General features: G+C 68.0%; 17 protein-coding genes. 6 read left to right on the forward strand and 11 right to left on the reverse strand.

Translation table 11 applies throughout. The features are described from left to right. Positions 1-4 precede the first annotated feature (4 nt). Positions 5-3,295: an AfsR/SARP family transcriptional regulator gene (locus ALI144C_RS10080; protein ID WP_083752892.1), complete on the forward strand. Its 3,291-nt coding sequence runs from the start codon at positions 5-7 to the stop codon at positions 3,293-3,295. A 6-nt stretch (positions 3,296-3,301) separates the two neighbouring features. Here ALI144C_RS10080 and ALI144C_RS10085 read toward each other — a convergent pair whose 3' ends face one another. The 3 genes from ALI144C_RS10085 to ALI144C_RS58365 are packed head-to-tail and all read right to left on the reverse strand — an operon-like array spanning position 3,302 to position 5,911. Then, on the reverse strand, positions 3,302-4,444 hold the full coding sequence (locus ALI144C_RS10085) for a YcaO-like family protein (RefSeq protein WP_076986768.1): 1,143 nt from the start codon (positions 4,442-4,444) through the stop codon (positions 3,302-3,304). Beyond that, positions 4,444-5,763, reverse strand: a complete 1,320-nt coding sequence (locus ALI144C_RS10090) for a TfuA-like protein (RefSeq protein WP_076986769.1) — start codon at positions 5,761-5,763, stop codon at positions 4,444-4,446. Before ALI144C_RS10090 ends, ALI144C_RS10085 begins: the two co-directional genes overlap by 1 nt. 22 nt (positions 5,764-5,785) lie before the next feature. After that, complete coding sequence (locus ALI144C_RS58365; RefSeq protein WP_269086664.1) at positions 5,786-5,911, reverse strand: hypothetical protein; 126 nt, start codon at positions 5,909-5,911, stop codon at positions 5,786-5,788. Positions 5,912-6,248: 337 nt separating this feature from the next. Here ALI144C_RS58365 and ALI144C_RS10095 point away from each other — a divergent pair, with 337 nt between their 5' ends. Both ALI144C_RS10095 and ALI144C_RS10100 read left to right on the forward strand, forming a co-directional pair. After that, positions 6,249-7,349, forward strand: a complete 1,101-nt coding sequence (locus tag ALI144C_RS10095; RefSeq protein WP_143230554.1) for a hypothetical protein — start codon at positions 6,249-6,251, stop codon at positions 7,347-7,349. Between the two features lie 256 nt (positions 7,350-7,605). Next, a complete protein-coding gene (locus tag ALI144C_RS10100) occupies positions 7,606-8,991 on the forward strand; it encodes a DUF2079 domain-containing protein (RefSeq protein ID WP_083752894.1) in 1,386 nt (461 codons plus the stop codon). Here the strand turns inward: ALI144C_RS10100 and ALI144C_RS10105 are convergent. Beyond that, positions 8,970-9,659, reverse strand: coding sequence for a response regulator (locus ALI144C_RS10105; protein WP_076986771.1), 690 nt, complete (start codon positions 9,657-9,659; stop codon positions 8,970-8,972). The genes ALI144C_RS10100 and ALI144C_RS10105 overlap by 22 nt on opposite strands. Next, on the reverse strand, positions 9,656-10,834 hold the full coding sequence (locus tag ALI144C_RS10110; protein ID WP_083752895.1) for a sensor histidine kinase: 1,179 nt from the start codon (positions 10,832-10,834) through the stop codon (positions 9,656-9,658). The genes ALI144C_RS10105 and ALI144C_RS10110 overlap by 4 nt, the downstream gene beginning before the upstream one ends. A 72-nt stretch (positions 10,835-10,906) precedes the next feature. Here ALI144C_RS10110 and ALI144C_RS10115 point away from each other — a divergent pair, with 72 nt between their 5' ends. The 3 genes from ALI144C_RS10115 to ALI144C_RS10125 all read left to right on the forward strand — a co-directional run bounded on the left by ALI144C_RS10115 (position 10,907) and on the right by ALI144C_RS10125 (position 19,302). Next, positions 10,907-11,473 carry a helix-turn-helix domain-containing protein gene (locus ALI144C_RS10115; protein ID WP_193441166.1) on the forward strand — a complete coding sequence of 189 codons (567 nt, stop codon included), beginning with the start codon at positions 10,907-10,909 and terminating at the stop codon, positions 11,471-11,473. A 221-nt stretch (positions 11,474-11,694) separates the two neighbouring features. Continuing rightward, on the forward strand, positions 11,695-18,201 hold the full coding sequence (locus ALI144C_RS10120; protein WP_076986772.1) for a golvesin C-terminal-like domain-containing protein: 6,507 nt from the start codon (positions 11,695-11,697) through the stop codon (positions 18,199-18,201). Between the two features lie 192 nt (positions 18,202-18,393). Next, positions 18,394-19,302 (forward strand): YncE family protein, encoded by a 909-nt coding sequence (locus ALI144C_RS10125; RefSeq protein ID WP_076986773.1) that lies wholly within the window; start codon positions 18,394-18,396, stop codon positions 19,300-19,302. A gap of 43 nt (positions 19,303-19,345) precedes the next feature. Here the strand turns inward: ALI144C_RS10125 and ALI144C_RS10130 are convergent, their stop codons facing one another. The 6 genes from ALI144C_RS10130 to ALI144C_RS10155 all read right to left on the reverse strand — a co-directional run bounded on the left by ALI144C_RS10130 (position 19,346) and on the right by ALI144C_RS10155 (position 25,897). Then, positions 19,346-20,062: an alpha/beta fold hydrolase gene (locus ALI144C_RS10130; protein WP_076986774.1), complete on the reverse strand. Its 717-nt coding sequence runs from the start codon at positions 20,060-20,062 to the stop codon at positions 19,346-19,348. Between the two features lie 60 nt (positions 20,063-20,122). Next, positions 20,123-20,713: a TetR/AcrR family transcriptional regulator gene (locus ALI144C_RS10135; RefSeq protein WP_076986775.1), complete on the reverse strand. Its 591-nt coding sequence runs from the start codon at positions 20,711-20,713 to the stop codon at positions 20,123-20,125. Positions 20,714-20,728: 15 nt separating this feature from the next. After that, positions 20,729-21,550: an ABC transporter ATP-binding protein gene (locus tag ALI144C_RS10140; RefSeq protein ID WP_076986776.1), complete on the reverse strand. Its 822-nt coding sequence runs from the start codon at positions 21,548-21,550 to the stop codon at positions 20,729-20,731. Continuing rightward, the gene (locus ALI144C_RS10145) at positions 21,547-23,361 is read right to left on the reverse strand and encodes a dipeptide/oligopeptide/nickel ABC transporter permease/ATP-binding protein (RefSeq protein ID WP_076986777.1); all 1,815 of its coding nucleotides are present in this window, start codon (positions 23,359-23,361) and stop codon (positions 21,547-21,549) included. The genes ALI144C_RS10140 and ALI144C_RS10145 overlap by 4 nt, the downstream gene beginning before the upstream one ends. Beyond that, positions 23,358-24,299, reverse strand: a complete 942-nt coding sequence (locus ALI144C_RS10150) for an ABC transporter permease (RefSeq protein WP_076986778.1) — start codon at positions 24,297-24,299, stop codon at positions 23,358-23,360. Before ALI144C_RS10150 ends, ALI144C_RS10145 begins: the two co-directional genes overlap by 4 nt. A gap of 74 nt (positions 24,300-24,373) precedes the next feature. Further along, positions 24,374-25,897: an ABC transporter substrate-binding protein gene (locus ALI144C_RS10155; protein ID WP_076986779.1), complete on the reverse strand. Its 1,524-nt coding sequence runs from the start codon at positions 25,895-25,897 to the stop codon at positions 24,374-24,376. Positions 25,898-25,901 lie beyond the last annotated feature (4 nt).

Genomic DNA, 25,901 nt, shown 5'->3' on the forward strand with positions numbered 1-25,901 from the left:
AGGTTTGACACCAGAGCGAGGCGTGACCGCCGACTTCGGCATCCTCGGACCTTTGACGGCCGCGGTCGACGGGACGCCTGTGTCCGTTCCCGCCGCCAAGACCCGGATCGTGCTGGCCAGCCTGCTGCTGCGGCCGAACCGGGTGGTCTCGGTCGAGGAACTGGTCGACCGCCTGTGGGACGAGGATCCCCCGAAGGGTGCGCGCAACGCGGCCCAGTCGTACGTGATGCGGCTGCGCAACGCCCTGGGTAAGGCGGGTGCGCTCATCAGCACGCATCCCGCCGGGTACGTCATCGCCGTCTCGCCCGACATGGTCGACCTCGGCCGGTTCCGGGCCAGGGTCGCCGCCGCGGACGAGGCCCGCACGGCCTCGGACACCGCACGGGAAGCCCGCGAACTGCGTGCCGCCGTGACGATGTGGCGTGGCGCGCCGCTCTCGGACGTGCCGTCGGAGTTCCTGCGCGCGCACGAGGCCACGCGGCTCGACGAGGAACGCCTGCAGGTCCTGGAACGCCTGATGGACCTGGAGCTGGCGCTGGGCAGGCACGCCGACCTGATCGGCGAGCTCTACACCATCACAGCGGACAACCAGCTGCGGGAGCGGTTCTGGGGTCAGCTGATGCTCGCGCTGCACCGTTCGGGCCGCCAGGCCGAGGCGCTCGGCGTGTACCGGAAGGTCTCGCAGCTGCTGCGCGACGAGCTCGGCATCGACCCGGGTGACGCGCTGCGGGGCGTGCACCAGCGCATCCTGGCCAGCGACCGGCCTGTGTCCCCGCCCCCACCCCCGGCCGCACCGGCGGTCGCGCCACCGGCCGACACCTGGAAACCACCGTTCCAGCTGCCCGCGGACATCCCCGACTTCGTCGGCCGGGAGGACCTGCTCGCCAAGATCCGCGAGCTGACCATCGGTCCTCGACGCAACAAACTGGCTGTCCCGCTCGTGGTGCTGTCGGGTCCCCCCGGCGCTGGCAAGACGGCGCTCGCCGTGCACGCCGCACACGTGCTCAGGTCGGAATTCCCCGACGGTCAGCTGTACGTCAACCTGCGTGGCTACTCCACAAGCCCGCCGATGGCGGCGACGGACGCACTGGCGCGGCTGCTGCGCGCGCTGGGGGTCGAGCCCGAGCGGATCCCGCACGAGGCCGACGAGCAAAGCGCGTTGCTGCGGTCACTGCTCGGTGGCCGCCGGGTCTTCATGATCCTGGACAACGCGGCGAGCCCTGAGCACGTCCGGCCGCTGCTGCCGTCCGACGGTTCCTGCGCGGTGCTGGTCACCAGCCGCAACAACCTCCAGGGTCTGACGGCCCTCAACGGGGCCAAGCGGTTTCCGGTTGGAGTCGTGACAGCCAACGAGGCCGCCGCGATGGTGACCAACATCGTCGGTGCGGACCGCGTGGACGCGGAGCCCCGGGCCGCGGGCTCGTTGGCCGCGCTCTGCGGGTACCTGCCGCTGGGTCTGCGGATCGCGTCGACCAACCTCGCCGGTTCGGAGAGCAGCAGCATCGCGGAGTACGTGCGAGTGCTCCGGTCCGGCAGCAGGCTGGACGCGATGCAGATCGAGGGCGACGACGAGGCCGCGGTACGCCCCGCCTTCGACCTGTCCTACAGCACCCTGAAACCGGCTTTGTCCCGGTTCCTGCGCATGGTCGGCCTGATTCCCGGACCTGATTTCGACCGGATGGCCGCCGCGGCCGTCGCGGGGCCGGACGAGGCCGAGGCGCAGCGCATGCTCGACCGGCTGACCTCGATGAACCTGCTCGGTGTCGGCGCGACCGGCCGGGCGGGCTTCCACGACCTGATCAAGGAGTTCGTCCTCGAACGGGTGCGGGACCAGGACAGCGAGGAAGAACGCGGTCAGGCGCTGGCCGGACTGTTCGCTTTCTATCTACAGTGGACGTATTCGGCGTGCCGCATGCTCTACACCGACGCGTTCCTCACGCCCGCGACGCAGCAGGCCAAGCCCACTCCCCCGTGGACGGACCTGCCCGACGCGCTGAAGTGGCTCGACGTCGAGGCCGAGAACCTCCTCGCGATGATCGGCACCGGCTCGGCGCACGACCTGCCAGTATGGACACTCGCCGAAGCCCTGGCCCCGTACCTGCAGCGGCGACGGCACCAGTCCAGCTGGAAGTCCACGTACGCCACGGCGCTCACCGCCGCGGAACGCACCGGTGACCCGCGGGCGCAAGCCGTCATCCACCACGCCATCGCCCGGCTGCACCTGCAGAACACGCAGTTCGGCGAGGGGCGCGCGCACGGGGTCACCGCGGCGCGACTGTTCCGCGAGGCCGGCGACGTCATCGGTGAGGCACGGTCGCACAGCGCGCTCGGTGTCTTCGCGAGGGACATGGACGAATACGACAAGTCGGCCGAGCACTTCGAGGAATCGTTACGGCTCTTCGGCGACGGGCCGGACCCCGCGGGCCGGTGCATCACCGTGTTCAACCTGAGCATGCTGTACATCCACCTCGGTCGCACCGATCGGGCGCGGGCGAACCTGACGCTGGCCGACGAACTCGCGGACGAACTCGACCTGCCCCTCGTCGACGCCCGGTGCGAGGGTGCACTGGGGTTCGCGGAGATGTGGGCAGGCAGGCTCAGCTCCGCGCTGGCCCGGTTCGACCGGGCGCTGACGAAGTTCTGGGAGCTCAATTTCCTGCCGGGAAGCATCGAGATGAGCAGGCACGTCGCCGAGGTCAGCCGGTTGGCGCGGCAACCGGCGCTCGCGATGGACTTGGGCCGCTGTGCGCTGGCCAAAGCGCAGGAGATGGAATCGGCATGGCACGTGATCGGGTGCCACGACGTGCTCGGCAAGACGGCGCTGGACATGGGCGACGCCGCCACGGCGATGCGGCATTTCGACGCCGCACTGACCATCGCGGGTGAGGGGGTTCGTTACTGGACGCCGACGGTCACGCTCGGGCTGGCCGCTGGTCACCGGCAAGAAGGACGGCTGGCCGAAGCGGCGGCGTTGGCCAGCAAGAGCACGACCGAGCAACTCCCCCGCGAGCGCGGAAGGGCACACACCGAACTGGCCACTGTGCTTGTGGCACAGGGAGATCATGCGAGCGCGATCACGCACGCCCGTGAGGCCCGGCGAATCGCGGAGGCCCACGGATACATCCTTGACCACGCGAACGCCCTGTCGGTGTCGGCCACCGCGCACGCGGCGATGGGTGACACCGCCGCGGCGCAGGATAACCGACGCCACGCCGAGACTCTCTTCGAAACCGGACGAGCCGGTGTCGAACCTGCTTTGAGCACTCTGGCTGCGCGGATCATCGACCAGCGGTGACGACCGTCATCGCATCGGCACGTGTACGCGGTCGATGTCGATCACTGTCCCCGGTGCCAGCACCCGCACCACAGCGAATTCGTCGATCGTGCTGAGATCCGACACGAGCGGCTCGACCGAGGTGATCTCCTGCACCCGGCGGCAGACCCAGTCGAGTTCGGCACTGATGTCGTCGAACGGCCCCGCGGCGGTCCGGGCGAGTTCGTCCCAGGGCATCAGCGTGCCCTGCCGCCGCACGAACTCGTCGACGCCGAGCCGAACCAGCTGGTAGATCGGCGGGAGGTCGTCGCGGCTGCCCACGATGGCGGTCAGCCTGCTTTGCACCGCCTCGGTGATCGCCCTGGACACGGCGACGTGGGCGTCCAGGTGCGCCCCTGTGCCCACCGCGGCGACGGGGAAGTCGGGGCTGAAGACCTCGGCGCGGTAGCAGGGCACGCCGAACCGGCTGGGCAGGCGCTCGATGGTCAGTGTCGCGCCACCGGAGCCGATCGAGGAGATGAGCGAGGCGCAGTGGTCGTCGGTGATGGACGCGGGGTCGACGTACTGGCCTGACGTGCCGTCGGGGTGAACGGAGACCGCGTCGCGTTCGATGATCTCGTAGAGGGCGTGCAAGCTTGCCTCGGCGTGGCTGTTGCCGGACGCCAAACCGTTGCTGCTCCACTCGAAACCCGGAAGTGACCATGGCCTGCCGGCACGCGGCAGCGACACCGCCACCGATGGCACCGGCACGACGGCACCGGTGATCATTCCGACTGCGTTGACCCAGTCCAACGGCGTCCGGTCGGTCACCAACGCGCCGGGCCCGGACACCAGCCCGCTGATCCGATAGGGCAGGTTCAGGTCCTCGGCGGGCGTCGCGCGGAAGGCGATCGGCGGGTGCACGTTCTCCGCGTGCCACACTTCGATCGCTTCCATCGCCGCGGAGACCTTGGCGAGCAACGCCGTCTGCCCTTTGCCCTGCGAGACGGCCAGGAGGCGAGCCAACGGGCGCACACCCATCGCCACCGGGACACCGAGGCTGTCCAGCCCGGTGACGTCCGCGACGCGGGTGACCCCGAACCTGGGCAGCAACGGCTCGATGACCTCCCATGTCCGCTCAGGCGTGCGGACCCGGTGCGTGCCTGTGAAGAACACCTTCGCTTCGGGCATCAGTCCGCCCGCACGCCGGTCAGCAGCCGCGTGCGCAGGAAGAACGGGCGGACCGCCGCGACTGCCGCGTCCACCGAGTCGAATCCGCGGTCACGGGCGGCCGCGGTCAGCGCGGCGCTGCCCTCGGCTCGCCAGACCTCAGCCAGGTGTGCGCGCAGCACGTCGCTGTTCAGGTGGGCGATGCTCTGGCCGTTCTTCCACGACGCGACCCTGGCGTTGGTCACCTGCGCCTCGGCGACGGCTCGGCGTGCCGCCGGATCGGCGACGACACCCGGGTCGAATCCGGCGATCCGACGGGCCGGAGCGGGCGCCTTGTGGGACCGGACCAGCAACCGGATCACCGCGTCCGCACCGGACAGTTCGGCCCGCTCCGCCGCTGTCAGCCAGTACTCCGCCTGCGCCGCGGTGATCGACTCCGGCGTCAGTCCCAGTCGCGCCGCGGCGGCAAGGGCACGCGGCACCAGATCGTCACCTGGTCCAGCCACTGTGGACAGAACGAGCCTTTCCCACCGCGTGGGGAAATCGGCGAGGTAGATCTGCTGGAACCGGGCTACCGCGCCCGTGCCGACCTCGACGCCTTCCACTGTGGTGACGGAGAACTCGGCCTGCCAGTCAGCGAGGAACCCGGTACGCCAGTCCGGGGAGGACACCCACTCCCCCGGTCGGCCCGCTCCCGGGAGTTCGCGCCGCGCGATCTTCGTCAGGGTGTCGACCGTGTCCAGGGCTTTGACGTCCGGCTGCCCGGCCATCGACGAACGCAGCCGGGCCACCTGGTCGGCCAGCCCGTCCCGCTGAGCGGACACTTCGACGGCCTGCCAGGAGCGGTCCGTGTAGTGCAGACTCCGGGCAATGCCGATGATGCCGCGTTCGTCGGGTTCACTGAGCAGACCCGACAGCCTCGCCGACGCGGCCGCATGCCGGATGGCCACCGAAGGAACAGTGAGCTTGCGGTACTCCGGCCCTTCGGTGTGTTTCACCGCGACCTCGTCGTCACAGTCGATCACGCCATCGCGGTACATCCCGAACACGATGCCGTTGCCGACCATGCCGCACTGGTGCAGTTCGGCGGCCCGTAGCGCGCCCATGCTCGCGCACCCGACGACATGGACACCTTCGCTCAGCAGCGCGAGTATCTCCTTGTGCCGCACGGATGCACTGTGGTGGTAGTACCCGTCCACCAGCAGCACGACGTCGCCTGCCGCGCAGTCAAGCCGAAGCATGTCGCCGTGCGCTGCGGGCGGGTGCACCAGTGCCTCGGGCAGGATGCGCAGGGCATCCCGCCCGGGCAAGGTGGGGCCAAGGAAGACGTGAACGCGCACGTCGTCCCCTGCGTCTACGACGTCAGTTGTGGCAAGGTCCGCCCGGCATCATGCCGTTCGTGACGATGGCGTCGACCCACGGATCGAAGAAGTCGTTCAAAGCGACCTGGTTGCCTGCAGCGTCGATGCGCTCGATCAAGTTGTCCATGTCAACCCCTCACTATGAGCGTGTCCCTACCCCAGTAGGGACCCTCCCACCGCAGAGTGTAACCACGAGCGGGCGAGGTCTCATCCGGTCGGCCGAATCGAACTGCTCCACCCGGGCCGGATCACCCAGTGTTAACCCCGACGAGACCTGACCGTTATCTCAACGAGGGCCTACTCGGGCCGCTTCACGACCTCGGCGAGGGGCGGACGTCCGGATCCGTCGGAAGAAAACCGCAAGCCGCACCGCAGAGACTGCTTTCCCGGAGTGGCGACACCAGCCCGTCGTGTCCAGTGTGGACCATAACGGCGAGCGCGGTGACAGCGGAAGGGATCGGGACATGTCAGTAGTTCTGTCAATGCGGCGCAGGGTGGCGCCCGTCGTGCTCATGATGGCGGTGCTCGGCACGATGGTGACAGCGGGTGGCACGATCGCGAGCGCGGCCTCGCCCCAGGGCGTCACGGCCGCACAACCGGCGCCCGGGGGGAAAACCAACTTCGTGGTGTCGCTCGGTGGTTTCCGGGCCGGTCGCACCGACAACTGGCTGCGGATCAGCCAGTACACGTTCCGCCCCGACAACGGCACGGTGACCGCACAGTGGTGGCGGTGGAACCAGGGCACCATGCGGGACATCAGGGTCGACACGCCGATCGCGGCAGCCGACTGCGGCCCGACGCAGTGCTACGCGCGGACGCCGAAGCGGTTCATGTCAGGGCCGTCGGAATCCGCCAGCGGCACCTACCAACTCAGCGGCTCGGCGCTGACGGTCACCTGGCTCGCCGGAGGCACGGAGTTGGAAGAAAGGTGGACGGTCAGGACCGTGGCCCGCACCGACGGCACAGTCGACCCGTCGCTGGTCCAACTCGACTGGGCAGGAGCGGGTAGCGGGTACACGGCGACCGTGGGGTACGGATTCGGCTCCAACGCCGCGTTCTCGGCCAGCGCCAGCGCGAGTGACCTGATGCGACCGGAGAACAAGGTGAACTACTCCTACCGGTACTCCGGGATCTCGAAGGGCAGCCTCATCGCAGGCCCGAGTTCCATGAGCCTGTCGATCTACAAGCAGTGCAGGGACGCCCGCTGCATCGGAACAGCCACCAGGACCACGGCAGGCGACGGCTGCACGTACTACCCGCCGGGTGAGAGCAAGGACAACGCGACGATCAACTTCTACCTGGCGTCCTTCGCCGGGGACCGGCGCAACGCCTACGAACACTGGTTCCGCTGCCTGGGCTACCGGCCCCAGACCGGCCAGACCTGCTACAAGATGAACTCGCACGTCAAACCCCTGATCCAGGTCATCGACGACCACGGCGGCTTCCGCGGCTGGGTGGGAGCCGAGACCTCGTTCAGCACGACAGGAGACGGAAACTCCAACGGCGACCCGATCAACGACACGCTGAGCGTGGTCAAGGCCGGTCCACGGCTGTTGGCACCCTGACCTGACCTGACCGGGACGGGCCCCGCTCGCTGTCGAGCGGGGCCCGTCCCGGCTTACGCGATCATGTCCCGGTCAGTCCCCACTGGACGCAGCCCTGTCGCGGCTGGGTCCTACTGGGGGACGACCCTGGTCCTCCCGGCGCATGATCGAACCGGGCCCGCGATCGGATCTCAGAGCCCGCTGTTCCTCGGACGATGTCGGAAAGTCCGCCGCTGACCCGCGGGGGACGGGTGTTTCCGCGCGGCGAGGAGAGTGGATGATCGGGCAAATCCATGTGCTGGGTACGGCGACGCGCACCCTGCGGGCCGCAGTGGCGGAAGGTCGCGCGCCGCGTTCCATCCCCTGGTTGCTTGCCTTGTGCGCGTTCGCGATCTACACCACGTGGTCGCTGTCCTTGCACATGGCGTTTCAGAGCAGTGGCCAGGACCTTGGCCTGTTCGAGCAGGCCGTGCACGCCTACGCCGACGGGCACTGGCCGACCGCGGATCTCAAGGGCCCCGGCATCATGCTGCTGGGCGACCACTTCTCGCCGATTCTCGCGCTGCTTGCCCCGTTCTACAAGCTCTGGCCTTCCCCGGCCATGCTGCTGGTGGCGCAGGCCGCTCTGCTGGCTGTTTCGGTCATTCCCGTGACCCGGTGTGCGATCCGTGTGCTCGGTCCGATGCGGGGCGCGGCGATCGGTGTCGGTTACGTTCTCGCCACCGGCTTGCTGGAGACGGTGATCCACGACTTCCACGAGGTCTGTTTCGCGGTCCCGATGCTGGCCTTCGCGGGTGAACGGCTGCTCCGGCGGGAGTGGGGCTGGGCGGTCGCGTTCGCGGTACCCCTTGTGCTGGTCAAGGAAGACCTGCCGATGACGGTGGCCATGCTCGGTCTGTACCTCGTCGGGCAGGGGCAGCGACGGCTGGGCTGGCTGACGGCCGCGTTCGGCGTTGTCACCACGGTCGTGATCGTCCGCGTGGTGCTGCCCGCGATCAACGGCAGCGGCGGCTACTCCTACGGGAGCACATGGGGCGACCTCGCGCCGTTCGCCGGGTTTCCCATCAAGCTGGCGACGTTGGCCGTGTTGCTCGCGCCCACCGCGTTCGCCGCGCTCCGGTCACCGGTGGCGATCCTGCTCATCCCCACCCTGGCGTGGCGGATGCTGTCCGGTTTCCACTTCTACTGGAGCCCGGCTCTCTACTACGACGCGGTCCTGGTCCCGATCGCGTTCCTGGCCGCCATCGACGGAATCAGGCGTGCACAGGGGGCCTGGCTGCGCCGAGCCGCTCCGGTCTGCGCGGTGGTCGCTGCGCTCTGCGCGACGACAGTGATCCTCCTGCACGCCAACCATCCGCGCTGGAACGACGAGCAACAAGCAGCCGCCAGGGACCTGCTGGCGCGGATACCCGACGGTGCCACCGTCGCCGCCTCCGGTCGCCTTGCCCCGCACTTGACCAGCCGATGCCGGGTGCTGCTCTACCCCACCTACCCCTCAGGCGCGGAGCGGACCGAATGGGTCCTGGTGACCAGGCCGGAGGGGACGTGGCCACTGTCGATCCCCGAGCAGGAAAACCGCCTCGCGGGCCTGACCAGCACGAACTACGACGTGGGGGCCGGGAACGCCACGGCGGTCCTACTTCACCGGCGTCCCGGTTCGTGACCCGTTCCCTCGGTGCTCGACGGCGTGACGAGGCCGTGTTCGTAGGCGAACACCACCGCTTGCAGCCGGTCGCGCAACTCCAGTTTGTCGAGTACTCGGCCAAGGTGGGTCTTCACCGTGGTGACGCCGATGAACAGGCGCTCGGCGATCTCGGTGTTGTTGAGTCCTCGCGCGACGAGCACGAGGACGTCTCGTTCCCGTTGGGTCAACCTGGCCAGCCGCGAGTCGTCCGAGGGCGCGGGGTTCGCGGCGAGGTAGTGCCGCATCATCCGGTCGACCACCGACGGTGCGAGCACGCGGTCACCGCGCAGCACTGCCCGCATGGCGAGGAGCATCTCCTCGCCGGTCGCGTCCTTGAGCAGGAATCCGCCCGCGCCCGCCCTGGTCGCGGCGAGGACGTACTCGTCGAGGTCGAAAGTGGTCAGCATGAGCACCTTGACCGCCGGGTCCCGCGCGCAGATCCGCTCGGTGGCCTCCAGCCCGTCGAGCACCGGCATGCGGACGTCCATCAGCACCAGGTCCGGCCGCGCCGTGACGGCCAGATCCACCGCCTGGCTGCCGTTCTCCGCTTCGCCGACCAGGACGAGGTCGTCCGCGCTCTCGATGATCATGCGCAGCCCGCCCCGGGTGAGCGCCTGGTCGTCGCAGACAAGCACGCGATGTGTCATCGGTCCTCCGAGGACGTGAGCGTCAGCAGCGCGGCGACCTGGAAGCCCCCGCCCGGCAGCGGCTCCGCGGTCAGTTCGCCGCCGTACATCGAGGCGCGCTCCCGCATACCGCGGATGCCGTATCCTTCCCCGCTCTGCCCGGCGGGGTGCGGGCGGGGGCCCCGACCGCCGTCGTTGACGACCTCGATCCCGATCGTCCGGTGCGGATCCCCCGGCGTCCCGTAGCCGACAGACACCGTGCACCGGGCGCCTTGCGGGGCGTGTTTGACCACATTGGTCAGCGCTTCCTGGACGATCCGGTGCGCGGTGAGCGCGGCGCCGGGCGGAATCCCGTCGTGGGCGCCGTCCACCACGAGGCGGGTTTCCAGCCCGGCGGCGCGCACCTTGCCGACCAGTTCGCCGAGCGCGCCGACACCCGGCTGGGGTCGCGTGCCGGTTTCGGATTCCCGCAGCAGACCGAGAATCCGCCTCAGTTCGGCGACGGCCTCCCGTCCGGTGACGCCGATCGTCCGCAGCGCCTCGTCCACGGCGGCGGGATCGCGCGTGCCCAGCAGCCGAGCGCCTTCGGACTGCAGGACCATGGTGCTGACGGCGTGCGCGACGACATCGTGCATTTCCCTGGCGATCCGCGCGCGTTCCTCGACGACAGCGGCCCGCGCCAACGCGTCACGGCGTTGTTCGGCTTCAAGCGCCCGCGCCCGCGCGTTGGCCAGTTGCAACCGTCGGTGACGTGTCGTCTCGCCGATGGCCGTCGCGATGGCCATGACGGCGGTCACCAGCACGAACCCATCCACCGCGGCCGCGCCCGGGAAGTGGAAGACGGCCCAGGCCGCGAACAGCACCTCGGACGCGAGCAGCAAAACCCAAAAACTGCGCCTGCCGCTCTTCACGATCACCGAGTACATGAGGACGGCCAGTGCGAGGTCTGCGGCGAACAAGACGCCCGCGTACGGCAAGGGCAACAGAGCCTGCACGACGAAGACCACAAGCGCGAACAGCATCGCCTGCACGGGGAACCGGTGCCGCGCGAAGATCGACGCGAGCAGGACCACCGCGAGCGCCAACACCACACTCCACGAACGACCCGACGCCAGGACGCTCAGCACTGTGCCCGCACCGAGCACCAGGACGAGCAGCAGGTCCGTCACCAAGGACCGGGTGAAAAACTTGCGCACGTTTCCAGCTAACTACGTGTCGGAATGTTCTGCATAAAGCGCCGTTTGCGGACAGAGCATACCATCTTGCGTATGACGCAAGATGACGGCGAGTTGGACAGCCTGGTACGCAAACGCCTCCGAGCGCTACGCGTGGCGCAGGGCTGGTCGCTGGACGAGCTGGCCAGCCGGTCCCGGATAAGTCCGTCGTCACTGAGCCGGATCGAGAACGGTCAACGCCGCCTCGCCCTCGACCAGCTCGTCACCCTCGCGCGAGCGCTGGACACCTCGCTGGATCAACTGGTCGAGGCGGACACCGACGACGTGATCGCCAACCCGGTGATCGACAGCACCCACGGCCTGATGCGGTGGCCGGTCAAAGCGGACCCCGGGATGACCGTCATGCGCCAGCGCATCACGACACCGCCGCCGGACCACCCCGCCGCCATGCGCGCCCACCCTGGCCACGAGTGGCTCGTCGTCCTCTCCGGAACCGCCGTCCTCATGCTGGGACACCGCCGCTTCCGCGTCGAGACCGACCAGGCCGCCGAGTTCCCGACCATGCTCCCGCACGCGATCGGCACCGCGGGCGGACCGTGCGAGATCATGGGTATCTTCGACCGCGAGGCCCGCCGCGGGCACCAGACCGACAAGAACTGACCCGAACCCTGTCACCGGCATACCCGGACGATCCGGGGAGCTCTCCCGACACCGCCGCCTAACATGCCCAATCGCGACATCTGACGCTTGTTTCTGGCGGCTTCCACTCGGCCATGGGGATGGCCGTATGTCCACACGGGATTCATGTCGGTGTTCCACGCTTCTGCGGACAAGGGCGAGGTGTGATGGTGTTCGGTTCACGGATTAGATGGTTGCGGGGCGTGGCGCTGGCTGTGTTGCCTGCCTTGGTCGTGTCCGGGGTGTCGCCGCTTCCGCCGGAGGTCGCGGTCGCCGGGGAGTCCGCGGTGGCCCGGTTCGCGGCGCCGCCGTCACCGCGGTGTGTGACGACTCCGGGGTTGGCGGCTGTCCCGGCAGGCGGGTCACCGGCGCCGGAAGCACTGGCGGCAAAGGCATCGGGCGCCCGGGCCACCCAATCGCCGTCCTACTCGGCTCCGGACACCGCGCGCCGGATGATTCCGAACAACGAGTACCACTCCGCCGTCACGGTGACCAACACGACGGCGTCGGCATTCCCCGCGGCGACGAAAGTCCTGTCCTACCACTGGACACGGCCGAACGGCGATGACGCCACCACGACAGGCAACCGCAAGGAGACCCGCTTACCGGCAGACCTCGCACCGGGCGCTTCCGTCACCCTGGACGGGCTGATCAAAGCGCCAACGTTGGCCGACACGGGCAACGAACGCGAGCAATTCGTGCTGCGGTGGGACATCTACGACACCGGTACGCGAACGTGGTTGTCCGACACGGCACAAGTCCCGACGCTGAACCAGGACGTGCGGGTGGAGAACCCGACGTCCGACCAGCTCGGCCTGGAGAGCTTCTCGTCGTACACGTCGGTGAAGACGGGCGCGGGCGGGACCGTCTCGGTGAACCAGTTCTCCGGCAACGCGGTATGGGGCTACAACGTCTTCTCCAACCCGAGCCGGGGCCCTTCGAGTTTCGTTCGGCTGAACTACAACAGCAAGGACACCGCGACCGCGTACGGCGGGCCGGGCTGGTCGATCGCCGCGTCGACGCTGAACCGGCTCGGCACACCGCTCGACTTCACCGGTGTGCTGCCGGGCGTGCAGTGGTCCGAGGAGATCGTCCTCACCGACGGGGACGGCACCAGCCACCGCTGGAAGCTCAACCGGCACGGCAGCGCCAACGCCGCCGACTGGACCTACGACTCCCCCGCCGGGGTGAACCTGTACCTGCAGCACCTGCCCGGCAACGGAAACGACCGCAAATGGGTGTTCACCGCCCCGGAACGCACGCGGTTCTTCTTCGACGCGGACGGGTACCACACCGCGACCGTCGACAAGAACGGCAACACCATGTCGTTCGCCTACGACCGCACGACCATCGGCAACCGCAACACCGGTCTGCTGCGGACGGTCACCGACGCCAGTGGGCGCCGCACCCTGACGTTCGACTACTACCAACCCGGTCAGGCGGCGAGTCTCGTCGTCGCCGACAAGCGGCGTCCCGTGGCGAAACTGGACACCGCGGCCGTCGTCAACCAGATCAAGTCCATCACCGACGTCTCCGGCCGTGTCCTGCACCTGGTCTACGGTGACAACGGCGCGTTGCGCGAGGTCGACGACGGGGCCGGAACCCCCGACAAGAAGACGTTCCAGTTCTTCTACGGCTCCAGCGGCCCCACGGCGGGCAAGCTGATCCGCACGGTCGATCCGCTCGGCCGCGCCACGAAGATCGACTACTTCACCGACTCGGGTGACGCTGTGCGCTACGGCGACGCTCGCGTGGTGACCGACCGCGACTCAGCAACGACCGGGTTCGACTACAGCGACCCGGACGGCAACACCGGACCGGACATCGCCGCCACCGTGACCGACGGCAACGGCCACGCCACCCGATACCGGCTCGACGGCTACGGCCGCATGACGTCGATGACCGACGCGCTCAACCGCACCACGAAACTCGTCTGGGACGCGGACAACAACGTCGTCCGCATGACCGAGAACAACGGTGCCACCAAGACCTGGACCTACGACCTGAAAACCGGGTTCCCGCTGGAGATCCGGGACGCCGAGGCCGTGCGGCAGAACACCCCGCCGACCAAGCTGGACTACCGCTACGAACTCGACGGCCACATCGCGGACCTGACCGGGAAAACCACTCCCGAGGGCAGGAAGTGGCTCTTCGTCTACGACGCCCGCGGCAACCTCGTGGCGGTCACCGACCCGAAGGGCACCGCGACCCCTGCCCCCGACGACTACACCTCGCGCAACTCCTACGACGAGTTCGGTCACCTGGTCGAGCAGGAGGACGCGAACAAGCACAAGACCACGTATGGCGATTACGACGCTGTCGGCTACCCCAACTGGATCGTCGACGCGTTGGGGTGCACGACTCGTTACCGCTATGACTCCGTGGGCAATGCTGTGTCCACTATGGACGCACGCGGCAAGGTCGGCACGTCCACCTACGACATCTTCAAACGTCCCTTGGACAGCAAGCTGCCCAAGGATCAGGACGCGGGCGTCTACGTAGTCACGCCAGGAGCGCGCTATGACGCCAACGACAACGTGGTCACCGCCACCGACGCTCGTGGCTCGGTCACCCGCAACGTCTACGACGAGATGGACCGTACAGTCGCGGTCTACGCACCGAAAGACACGCCGAACGGCCCGGACAAGCTCACCACGCTGAGATATGACGCTGTCGGCAACGTCATCGGGATGACCAAACCCAAGGGCAACCTCACCCCTGGCGATCCGAACGACTTCACCGAGTCGATCCGCTACGACGAGGCGAACCAGCGAATCGAGACCAAGGACGTCAACGGCGACCGCATCACCGTCGCCTTCGACGACGTGGGCAACATCGTCACCAAGTGGGACGCGCGCGCCAACCGCAGCCCAGATCCGAACGACTACGCCACGAAGTGGACGTTCGACCAGAACCACCACGTCATCACGACCGTCGACCCGTTGGGCAACTCCACGAAGACCCGGTACGACCGGGACGGCAACGTCGTCGGCAACACCGACGAAGACGGCCAGGAAACGCTCATCACGCTCGACGAGCGCGCCAAACAGGTCGAGGTCCGGGCACCGTACGACGCGCCCGGCGGCAACATGCGCCACTTCACCACGCGCTACGAGTACGACCAGGTCGGCAACAAGACGCGCACGATCAACCCGCGCGGTGTGGACACACCGAACGTCCCGAACGACTTCGTGACCGAGACCGTCTACGACGAACTGAACCGCAAACGGGAGGAAATCCTTCCCTACGACCCGTCCGACGCGGACGCGAAAACCGCGGTCGCCACCATCTACACCTATGACGAGCTTGGCCGCGTCATCGAGATCAGCGCGCCGCCGTCGCACGGATCCGACACGCGCACCGTCACCCGGCAGGCCTACTACGACAACGGGTGGATTCGCAGCTCGACCGACCCGTTCGACATCCAGACCAGTTACGACTACAACGAAACCGGCCAGCAGACTGTACGCACTGTCCGCGGGTCGGGCGGTTCGTCCGCGCGGACCCAGACGTGGACCTACTACCCCAGCGGCAAACAGCGCAGCCGTTCGGACAGCGGCGTCCCGGTCGGCGCGGCGTCCACACTGGTCGACAACGCCGATGAGCGGCGTACTTGGGCCGACGACGGCTGGCGCACAGCGGAGTCGCCACGGGGTTACCAGGGGCCGGAGTACTCCACCATCACCACCCGCACGGACACCGAGTACTTCACCTGGAAGGCGACGATCCCGCGCGACGGCCGATACGACATCCAGGTCTGGTACCCGGAAGGCACCGCCACCGACGCGCATTACTACATCACCCACAACGGTGGCAAAACCACGAAGGTCGTCGACCAGAGCAAGAACCACGGCACGTGGGTCAGCATCGGCTCGTACGACTTCAGCGAGGGCGACACCCGTGACATCGTGCTCGGCGGCGAGAGCAACGGCACCGTCACAGCGGACGCGGTGAAGCTGGTCCGTGACACGTCCAAGGACGCCGACACCGAGAACAAGACGTTCACGATGTCGTACGACCCGAACGACAACATGGTCAAGATGACCGACACGTCCCCCGGCAGCATCGCCGACGCCTGGGACATCGGCTACGACGAGGTCGACCTCGCCGACTCGATCAAGGAGTCGAAGGCCGGGAAGGTCCTGCACACCACCAAGTACGGTTACGACGAGAACGACAACGTCGCCAGCGTCCGGATGGACGACCAGTCGTCGGTCTTCACCTACGACAGCCGTGACCTGGTCACCACCATCCTCAACAAGCGCAACGACGGGGACTCGGGCAAGACGACCACGTTCGCCTACGACAAGCAGGCGCACGTGATCAAGCAGGTCAAGGGCAACGGGAACACAGTCGAGGCGAGTTACTACCTCAACGGTCTGCTCAAACGGCAGACCGAGAAAAAGAAGAACTCGTCCACCGTCGTCGCCGACCACCAGTTGACCTACGACTCGAACTCGAACAAGACCCGCGACGCGGGGACCATGCAGAGCGGTGACGGCGGCAACTCGACGTCGTTCACCAAGTCCTACACCTACGACCCCCGCGACCGGGTCCGCAAGGTGACCAAGTCGGGTTCGAGCAGCGGCACCGAAACTTACCGCAACGACGACAACGGCAACGTCTACGACCAGACCGTCGACGGTGTCCGCACCAAGTTCGAGTACGACCGCAACCGGCTCGAGACCACCGAACGCGACGGCACGGAGTCAGACCACGACTACGACGCCTACGGCAGGCTCGACCGCGTCACCGAGAGCGGCAAGGTCCGTGAGCGGTACACCTACGACGGTTTCGACCGGAAGGTCAAACTGGTCAGGGACATCGCGGGCGACGGCGAGGACGAGAAGACGACCCTCTACGCCTACGACCCCCTCGACCGCGAGGTCCGCAAGACCGAGGACGCGACCGGGGACAAGCGTGTCACCAACCTGAACTACCTGGGTCTGACCCAGCAGGTGATGACCGAACACGTGGACAACAAGCTCGCCAAGATCTACCAGTACTCCCCCGACGGGGAGATGCTCGGCCAGATCCGCTTCGGCGACAACGGCGGCGGCGCGGCCGAGGACGTCTACCTGGGTTTCAACACCCGCTCGGACGTCGAACAGGTCACCGACAAGAACGGCAACACCAAGGCCACGTACGGATACACGGCCTACGGTGAGCAGGATCTCAAGCAGACGACGGGCGATGACAAACCCGACCCCGCGAACCCGGACAAACCCGAGAAGAACTCCTACCGGTTCAACACCGCCCGGCACGACAAGTCGTCCAACTCCTACGACATGGGATTCCGGGACTACTCCCCCGGCACCAACCGGTTCCTGACGCTTGATCTCTACGGCGGGGCCGTGTCCGACCTCGGCATGAGCGCCGACCCGTGGACCAGCAACCGCTACACCTTCGGCGCGGGCAACCCGCTGTCCCAGGTGGAGCTCGACGGCCACGGCTGGTTCGACGACGCCGTCAGCTTCGTCAAGGAACACGCCGAAGTCGGCCACCTGATCCTCGATGTCGCCAGCAACATCCCGGTCGTGGGTTCGGCGGCTGCCGTGATCAACGGCGCGTGGTACGCCGCCGAGGGCGATGTCGCGAACTCCGTGATGTCGTTCGCCTCGGCTGTGCCCGGGGCCGCGGCGGTGGCGACCGCGGTGAAGCTCGGCAAGGCAGCCGTCAAGGGCGCCGAGGCAGTGCAGACCATCAACGGCGCGAGCAAGGCCGCGACCGCCGCGATCCGCCAGGAGAAGATCGCGAGCAAGGCAGCGGAAACCGGGCTGAACAACGCCAAAACCGCCCCGACACCGCTGCCCGACCCCAAAGGACTGGGTCAGCGCGCCCCCGATTCACCGTCCGGAGCAGGAGCGGGCGGCGGTCCGGCGGCCAACGGTGGCGGCACAAGCGCGACCAGTTGTCTCACACCGAACAGCTTCACGCCGGGCACTCCTGTCCTGATGGCCGACGGCACAACGAAGCCCATCGAGGATGTCCGGGTAGGCGATCTCGTCGCCGCCACTGATCCCGGTGCAGGCAACGGCACACTGGAAGCCCAACCTGTCACGGACCTGATCACCGGTGAGGGCACGAAGAACCTCGTCGAGATCACCGTGGACACGGATGGTGAAGCAGGAAGCGCCACGGGGAAGGTCGTCGCCACCGACAACCACCCGTTCTGGGTGGACGACCGGGGCCGGTGGCTCGACGCCGGGGAACTGAAGGCGGGCGACTGGGTCCGCGACCAGATCGGCCAACGGCTGCTCGTGGTCTCGATCCGAGGCTGGACACAGCAACAACGAGTTCACAACCTCACTGTCAACGGCGTCCACACCTTCTACGCGCTGGCGGGCACCACTCCGCTGCTGGTCCACAACTGCGGCGGAGCGAATCCCAGCCATCCCGCCTCCTGCAAATGCGGACTGACCCCCGGAAACAAGATCGACCCCGCCAAGATCACCGGTCCGCCCAAGGAACGCGGGCAAGCACCTATCGGCATCGACGGCAAATCCGTCGAACTCCACCACCGCGGCCAGACGATGGACAGCCCGATCGACGAGCTGACCATGACGGAACACCGCGGCAAAGGGAACTTCCGCAGGAACCACCCCAACACGGGGCAAACACCATCGAAGATCGACAGGAAGCTGTTCGAGGTACAGAAGCGGAGGTACTGGGAGGCCGAGTGGGATTCGGGACGGTTCCACAAGAAATGAATGTGAAGCTCTCAGACTTGAACGTCTAGCGGATGACGGTGATGACAAATGTCGATCAGACCAAGACAACTCACGAAATCGGCAACGGCTCTCCTGGGGATCGTGGCCGCGTCGGCGATAAGTCTTACCGCGGTGACTCCGGCATCAGCCGCAGTGGCTGCGTTACCTCTGGCTGGCTACGGGGACATAGCCGTGGACGATGTGCACAAGCAGGTGTTCATCACGGGAGGACCGTCCTCCAACAGCATCCTCGTCACCAATTTCTCCGGGCAGGTCACCAAGACCATCGACAACCAGCTCGGAGCGACAGGCCTGGAACTGTCGGCGGACAGCACCCAGCTCTACGTGGCACTGGCCAGTGGTGACGCCATCGCGGTGATCGACACGACCACTCTCGCCGAGACCGCCAGGCACGCGACGGGCGCACGGACCTGCCCGACACACCTCGCCCGAGCCGGCGCCTACGTCTGGTTCGGGTACGGCTGTGAAGGGACGTTCACCGGCAAGATCGGCCGGTACGACCCTGCCACCGGCCAACCGGTCGGCAATCTCCAGGGAAACGCGAGGTTCCAGCGCGCCCCGCTGCTGACGGCGGCCACGACCGCGACCGGGCCACTGGTCGCGGGCCAGCTGGGTCTCAGTTCCTCCACCGTGCAGGTCTACTCGCTGGCCGGGGAGTCCCTGACGGCAGGGGCCACCGGTGACGTGGTCGGTGCCAGTCTGACCGACCTCGACATCACGCCCGACGGCACGACGCTGTTGAGCGCGGCCGGATCACGCGACCGGGTCGACGCGTTCGCTCCGGCCGATCTGGCCGGTCGCGGCGCGTACAGCGTCCGACCCAGGCCCAACTCGGTCGCGCTCAACGCTGGCAACACCCACATCGCGGCCGGGGCCATCACCGGTGACAGCAAGGACGTCCTCGTCTACAAGCTCGGGGCGAGCGTTCCCGTGAGAACCATCGCGCTCGGCACGGGCGACGTTGTCGCACCACGTGGTCTGGCGTGGTCGGCGGAGGGCAATCGCCTGTTCGTCGTCAGCCATCACGACAATGACCCCGAACCCGAGTTGTCCGTCTTCACCAACGCCACCGGTACCTGACACAACCCAAGGGGAAGGCCCGCCCACAGCGGGCTTTCCCCCGTCAGACGTCGAGAAATTCGAACACGGCCGCGTGGAACTCGTCGCTCGCGAGTGCGCCCCGGTGATCGCCGGGGACACGTCGCAGCCGGGCGTCCGGCAGGACCGCCGTCACCTCGTCGATGCCGTGGGACATCGGGTCGTCCGCACCGGCCAGCACCAACGTGGGCACCTTCGGGACGTTCGCGGCCGGGTCGAACGGTTGCTGGGCAAGGCCTTCGACGAGGCGGAGCAGGGAGTCCGCGTCCTGGCCCCCGACCATCCCGGCGATCGCGGCGGTGAGCGGGTCCGACGGGGACGGTCCGCCGTGGACGAACGACCGGGCCGCCGCCAGGTCCACCATCGCGAACGGCTCCATCGGGCTCAGTCCGCCGAGCACGAGCTTGCGCACCTCGACCACCTTCGTGGCGGCGAGATCCCAGGCCAGGCGTGCGCCGAGCGAGTAGCCGACCAGGTCGAGCTGCTCGGCGGGCAGGCTCGCGGCCAGTCGCCGCAGCACGTTCCCGGTCGTGACGTCCTCGACGTCGTCGACCGCCGGACCGCCCTGATGCCCTGGCAGGTGTACCACGAACGTCTCCCGGCCCGCCGCGGCGAGCGGTTCGGCCCAGCGGGCGGCGGGCCAGTCCCCGGCGCCGCTCGCGGCGAAGCCGTGCACGAGGACGACGGGCGGTCCGGCGATGGGGCCGGTTGGTCTGGTGTGCGTCACGGGAAGAGCAGACATGTCTACGAGCGTAGACAAACGGGTCCGTGTGGTCCAGGTCCCGTTACCCCACTGGGACTGTCAGCCGACGATTCGCTCCATCAACGCGTCGACGTACGCGCCGTGGCGGTCGATCAGGTCGCCGACCGGGTGCATCAGGCTGGCCACGTTGGCCCCGATCGCGACCGAGACGATCTCGTCCGCGATGACGCCGACGGCGGGCGCGTCCGGTGACTCGTCCTTGCCCCGCGCCTCCGCGATCCGGCGGCACAACTCCACCCGCCAGGTCGTGAGCAGATCCCGGTACTGGCGCGCGAGGTCCGGATTGGACACCGAGTGCTCCCACAGCACGAGCAGCACGCGGCCGGACCTGATCCGGTGCGGATCCAGCGGCATGGCCGCCTCGACGAACCCGCGCAGCGAGTCCGCCGGGCTCAGGTCCGGATCCAGTGCGGACATGTGCTGCTCGGTCTCGTGCAGGACGCTCTCGAACGTCGCCGCGATGATGGCGTCCTTGCTGTCGAAGTAGTGCTTCAACGCGCCGTTGGCGTACCCGGCGGCCGTCACGATGCTGCGCATCGTCGCCGCCTCGAAACCACCTTCGATGATCAGCTTCTTGGCGGCTTCGACGATCTCTCGACGTCGCTGATCGTGGTCGATGACCCTCGGCATGACTGTTTATTCTAGTCAGGCCGGGTCGCGCAGACCGAGCCACGTTGAGCGGCGTTCGGCCTGGCGAGCCGGGTCGGCGACGGGTGAGGCGAGCCGGAGCCGTTGCGTGTACGGGTGCTCGGGCTCCTGCGTGACCTGACGGGCCGAGCCCGTCTCGACGATCTCCCCCTGGTACATGACGGCCACGCGGTGGCAGAGGCGGCGCACCACACCGAGGTCGTGCGAAACGAACAGATACGACACACCGGTCTCCCGTTGCAGGTCGAGGAACAGGTCCAGGATCGTGGCCTGGGTGGTCAGGTCGAGCGCGCTGACCGGCTCGTCGCACACGATCAACCGCGGACGGCGGACCAGCGCCCGCGCGATCGCGATCCGTTGGCGCTGCCCGCCGGAGAACTCGCTCGGATACCGGTGCACGGCATCCGCGGGCAACCGCACGCGGTCGAGCATCTCCGCGACAACCGCGCGCGCGTCGGTACGAGTCGTCCCAGCGACCACCAGCGGCTCGGCGAGCACCTCGCCGACGGTCATCGTGGGATCGAGCGAACCGTACGGATCCTGGAACACCACCTGGATGTCGCTGGCCAGCCGTCGCCGCGCGGCGCCGCGGGCGTGCGTGATGTCCGTGCCGTCGAACGTGATCCGGCCGGATGCCACGGCGGCCAGCCCCAGCACGGCTTTGCCCAGTGTGGACTTGCCGGAGCCGCTCTCGCCGACCAGGCCGACGCACTCCCCCGGCCCGACCGTGACCGACACGCCCTTCAGTGCGCGGAACTTGGTCCGGCCGCGCAGCCGGTAGTCGACCACGACGTCGTCGATCTCCAGCAGCGGGCTCATCGCACACCGTCCTGCGCCACGCTTCGCGCCTGCCATTTCTCGTCCAGTTCGTCGCGGCCCTCGGCGTCGTCGAGTGACGCGGCGATCAGTTCGGCCGTGTACGGGTCCTCAGGCCGGCGGAAGATCTGCTCGACCGGGCCCGTCTCCACCACCCTGCCGTCCTTCATCACCACCACGCGGTCGCAGATGTCCGCGACGACACCGAAGTTGTGCGTCACGATCACCAGCGCCATGCCGTACTCCCGCTGCAGTTCCCTGAGCAGTTCGAGGACTTCGGCCTGCACGGTGACGTCGAGCGCGGTCGTCGGCTCGTCGGCGACGAGCAGGGACGGCTGCCCCGCCACGGCACCGGCGATGAGCACGCGCTGGGCCATACCGCCGGAGATCTGGTGCGGATAGGCGGCCAGTACGCGGTCCGGGTCCGTGATGCCCACCCGTACGAGGATTTCCCTGGCTCGCTTGGCGGCGTCGGCCTTGGACAGGCCGTGCACGTGCCGCAGCGGTTCGACCAGTTGTCGTTCGATCGGGTAGCACGGGTCCAGGTTGGTCATCGGCTCCTGCGGGACGTAACCGATCTTGCGGCCGAGCAGCGCCGCCCGGTCCTTGCGCGAGAGGTGACCGACTTCCTCACCGCCGACCCAGATACCGTCGGCGACCACCGTGCCGCCCGGCGGGAGCAGGTCGAGCACCGAGAAGATGGTCTGCGTCTTGCCCGAGCCGGACTCACCGACGATACCCAGCACCTCGCCGGGCGCCGCGTCCAGCGACACGCCGCGGACCACCTCCTTCACCCCGGTCGGCGTCGAGTACCCGACACGCAGGTTCTCGATGCGCAGCGCACAGTCCTCCGCTTGGTGTGCGTGCGTACCGCTCGGTGTCCGGTCAGGCAGGTCGGCGGGTGCGGCCAGGGCCTGGCGGAGACGGGCAAGGCCGCGCCGCGTGGGCTGTTCGACGCGGACACTGACCAGGTCGGCCAGCGTGGAACCGATGAACGCCAGCGCGGCGATCGTGACACCCAGCGCGATCGACGGCCACAGCAGGATCAGCGGGTAGGTCAGCATGTTCTGGAAGCCGTCGTTCATCATCTGGCCCCAGCTCGGCGTGGACGCGGAGCCGATGCCCAGGAACTGCAGGCCCGCCTGCATGCCGATCGCGATCCCGGCGGTCAGCGCGGTCTGCACGATGATCGGCGCGTACACCGCACGCAGCATGTGTGTGCGCAGGATACGGCCGTTCGTCACGCCCGCGACTCGGGCGGCGTCGATGTAGGGCTCCTTGCGCACCGCCAAAGCACGAGCCCGCGCGATCCGGTAGTAACCAGGGGCGAGGAACACACCCAGGGCCACCATCAACACGGAGAAGTTCTGGCCCGTGCCCGCGGCGACCACCAGCAGCACGATCATGCCGGGCACGGACTGCAGCGCGTCACTGATCCACGAACAGACCCGGTCCACGGTGCCGCCGAAGTAGCCGGCACTCACACCGGCCGGGACGCCGAGGACAAGACCCGCCACGCACGTGATCACCGCGCCGTACAACGTGGTCTGTGCGCCGAAGAACAGGCGGCTGAGAATGTCGCGCCCGGCGGAGTCACCGCCGAGCGGATGCCCGTCGCCCGGCGGGGCGTGCGTGATCTTGAAGTCGACGAAGTTCGGGTCGAACGGCGCCAGCCACGGCGCGAGCACCGCGGCGGCCACCACGATCGCGAACACGGCGAGCGCGACGACGCCGAGCGGGCGCCGCGAGTAGCGGCGCCACAACGAGATCCGTTTGACGGGCGCCAGCGTGGCGGGGAACGGGGCTGCGGTCATCGCTCGCGCACCTTCGGGTTGACCCACCCGAGCACGAGGTCGAGCAGGAAGTTGACGATGACGACGAACACCACTGTCACGGCGGTCAGGCCGAGCAGGATCGGGATGTCGCCGATCTGCGACGCCGACTGCGTCAGGCTGCCGATACCGGGCAGGTTGAACACGATCTCCACGACGATCGCGCCACCCAGCAGGCCGACGAACATCAGCGCAAGGACAGTCAGCGCGGCGGGTGAGGCGTTGCGCAGCACGTGCGTCGTCACGCGCCGGTGCGAGAGGCCACGGGCGCGCAGCGTGCGGACGAAGTCCTGGTTGGCGACCTGGAGGAAGCCGTTGCGCAGTTGTTCGGCGACCATCACGATCGCGCCGAGCGCCAGCGACACCGACGGCAGCGTGATGGAGCGCAACCAGTCGCCGACCGAGCGGTCCGGCGAGACGTACCCGATCGCGGGGAACCACTTCAGCTGGATGGCGAACCACGTCACCAGCACCAGGCTCACCCAGAAACCGGGCAGCGCGAACAGCACGACGGACGCGAGCTTGAGGCCGCGGTCGAGCAGGCCGCCGGGCCGCAGGCCGGTGGCCACGCCGACGACGAGGCCGAGCACCGCGGCCAGCAGCGTCGCGAACACGACGACCGACAGTGTCACCGGCACGCGCAGGGCGATCTGGTCGGCGACCGGCTGGAAGTTGCGCCACGACGTGCCGAAGTCGCCGGTGACCGCGTGCGAGAACCAGCTCCCGAACTGGGTCAGCAGCGGGTCGTCGTAGCCGATCTTGGCGCGCAGCGCGTCCTGCTGGGCAGGGGTCGCGTTGTTGCCGAGCAGTCCGGCGGTCGGGTCGCCGACTGCCAGGTGCGCGAGGAAGAACGTCGCACTCGTGACGACCACGAGGAGCACGATCCCGGACACCAGGCGTCTGGCGATGAACGTCAGCATTTCCGACTCCCTCGGCGGCGGGCCCGTCCGCAATGGATATACACAGTGGACGGACCGGCCGCTGGACGGGCGCGTCAGCCGCGCTGGATGAACCGCAACGTCGGGAACATCATGCCGGTGACCGGCGTGACCGTGATCCCCTTGACGCTGAAGTAGATGTTGTCGGCCTGGTACCAGACATCCCACCAGGCCAGGTCGACGAGCTTGGTGTTGAGCTGCTTGAGCAGGTCGGACTGCGCCGGGCCGGGCTCGGCGCGCTCCGCCTGCTGAACCAGGGCCTTGACCTCGGGGAACGCGTCGACCGACGGGTTCGGGTTGTACCACTGCGCCGAGGTGACCTGGTCGGTGAGCGTGGCCATGTCGTTGCCGTCCATGGCGATCACCGCGAGGAACATCGGGTACGTCGGGGCGTTCTTCTGGTAGTCCGGCATCGCCATGTCCTGCCATTCCACCTTGATGCCCAACTCGCCGAACGTCTGGTTGGCGGCGGGCTGCCACGCGGCGAAGATCGGCGACATCGGCATCTTCACGGTGAAGCCGTTCGGATACCCCGCGTCGGCGAGCAGTTGCTTGGCCTTGGCCTTGTCGTTCTGGTACTTGGTGCTCAGCGCCTTGTCGTAGATCTGGCTGTGCACCGGCCACAGCTGGTCGGTGACGGTGCCCGCGTCGTTGCCGACCGCCTTGAGGATCCCGGCGGCGTCGAAGGCGAGGGCGATCGCCTGGCGGACGCGCTGGTCGCCGAGCGCCTTGACCTGGCTGCCGGTCCGGTCGGCGAACTGCACGCCGACCCACGACGACGCCTTCTGCGCGATGTTCCAGCCGTTCTCCTGCGCCTTCGGCTTGTTGGCCGCGTTGGCGAACTGCACGTTGAGCTGGCCGGACAGCATCGCGTTGAAGCTGGCGGTCTGGTCGGTGATCGGGAACAGCCGGACCGTCGGGAACGGGTAGGTCCCGCTGTCCCAGTGGTTCTGCTTCTTGGTGAACACGTACTGCGACTGCGGCTGGGACGCCGCCTTGTCGTAGGTGTACGGCCCGGACCCGGCCGGGCCGCCTGCCAGCGAGTTGGCCTGGATGGCCGCGGGGGAAACCATCCAGCTGCGGCCGAGACCCATGAAGTACAGCAGCGCGTCGTCCCGTTTGGACAGTTTGATCTCCACCGAGTCGGCGCCCTTGGCGCCGACGCTGGCGACGTTGAGGTACGCCTGTCCGGATCGGACACCCGACTTCAGGTGCTGGAGGTTCGCCACCGCGGCGGTGGCGTCGAACTTCTGCCCGTCGTCGAACGTGACCCCGTCACGCAGCTTCATGGTGAGGGTCAGCCGGTCGGCCGACCACTCCCATGACGTCGCCAGCGCGGGCACCGGCTTGGCGTCCTTGTCGAGCGCCACCAGCGGGTCGTACACGGCGGACAGGTACGGCCCGTCGAAACCGATGTCGGCGTTCGCCGGGTCCCACGACGTGACGTCGAGGAACACACCCGCCTTCAACTCGTCCGCACCAGCGCCCCCGCCGCCGGTGTCGCCGCTGGAACTGGTGCATCCGGCCAGCGCGGCGGCAGCGGCCACCGCGACCAGCGCCGCTGTCAGTGTCCTCGTCATCGAG

Source organism: Actinosynnema sp. ALI-1.44, assembly GCF_001984155.1.
Lineage (GTDB): Bacteria > Actinomycetota > Actinomycetes > Mycobacteriales > Pseudonocardiaceae > Kibdelosporangium.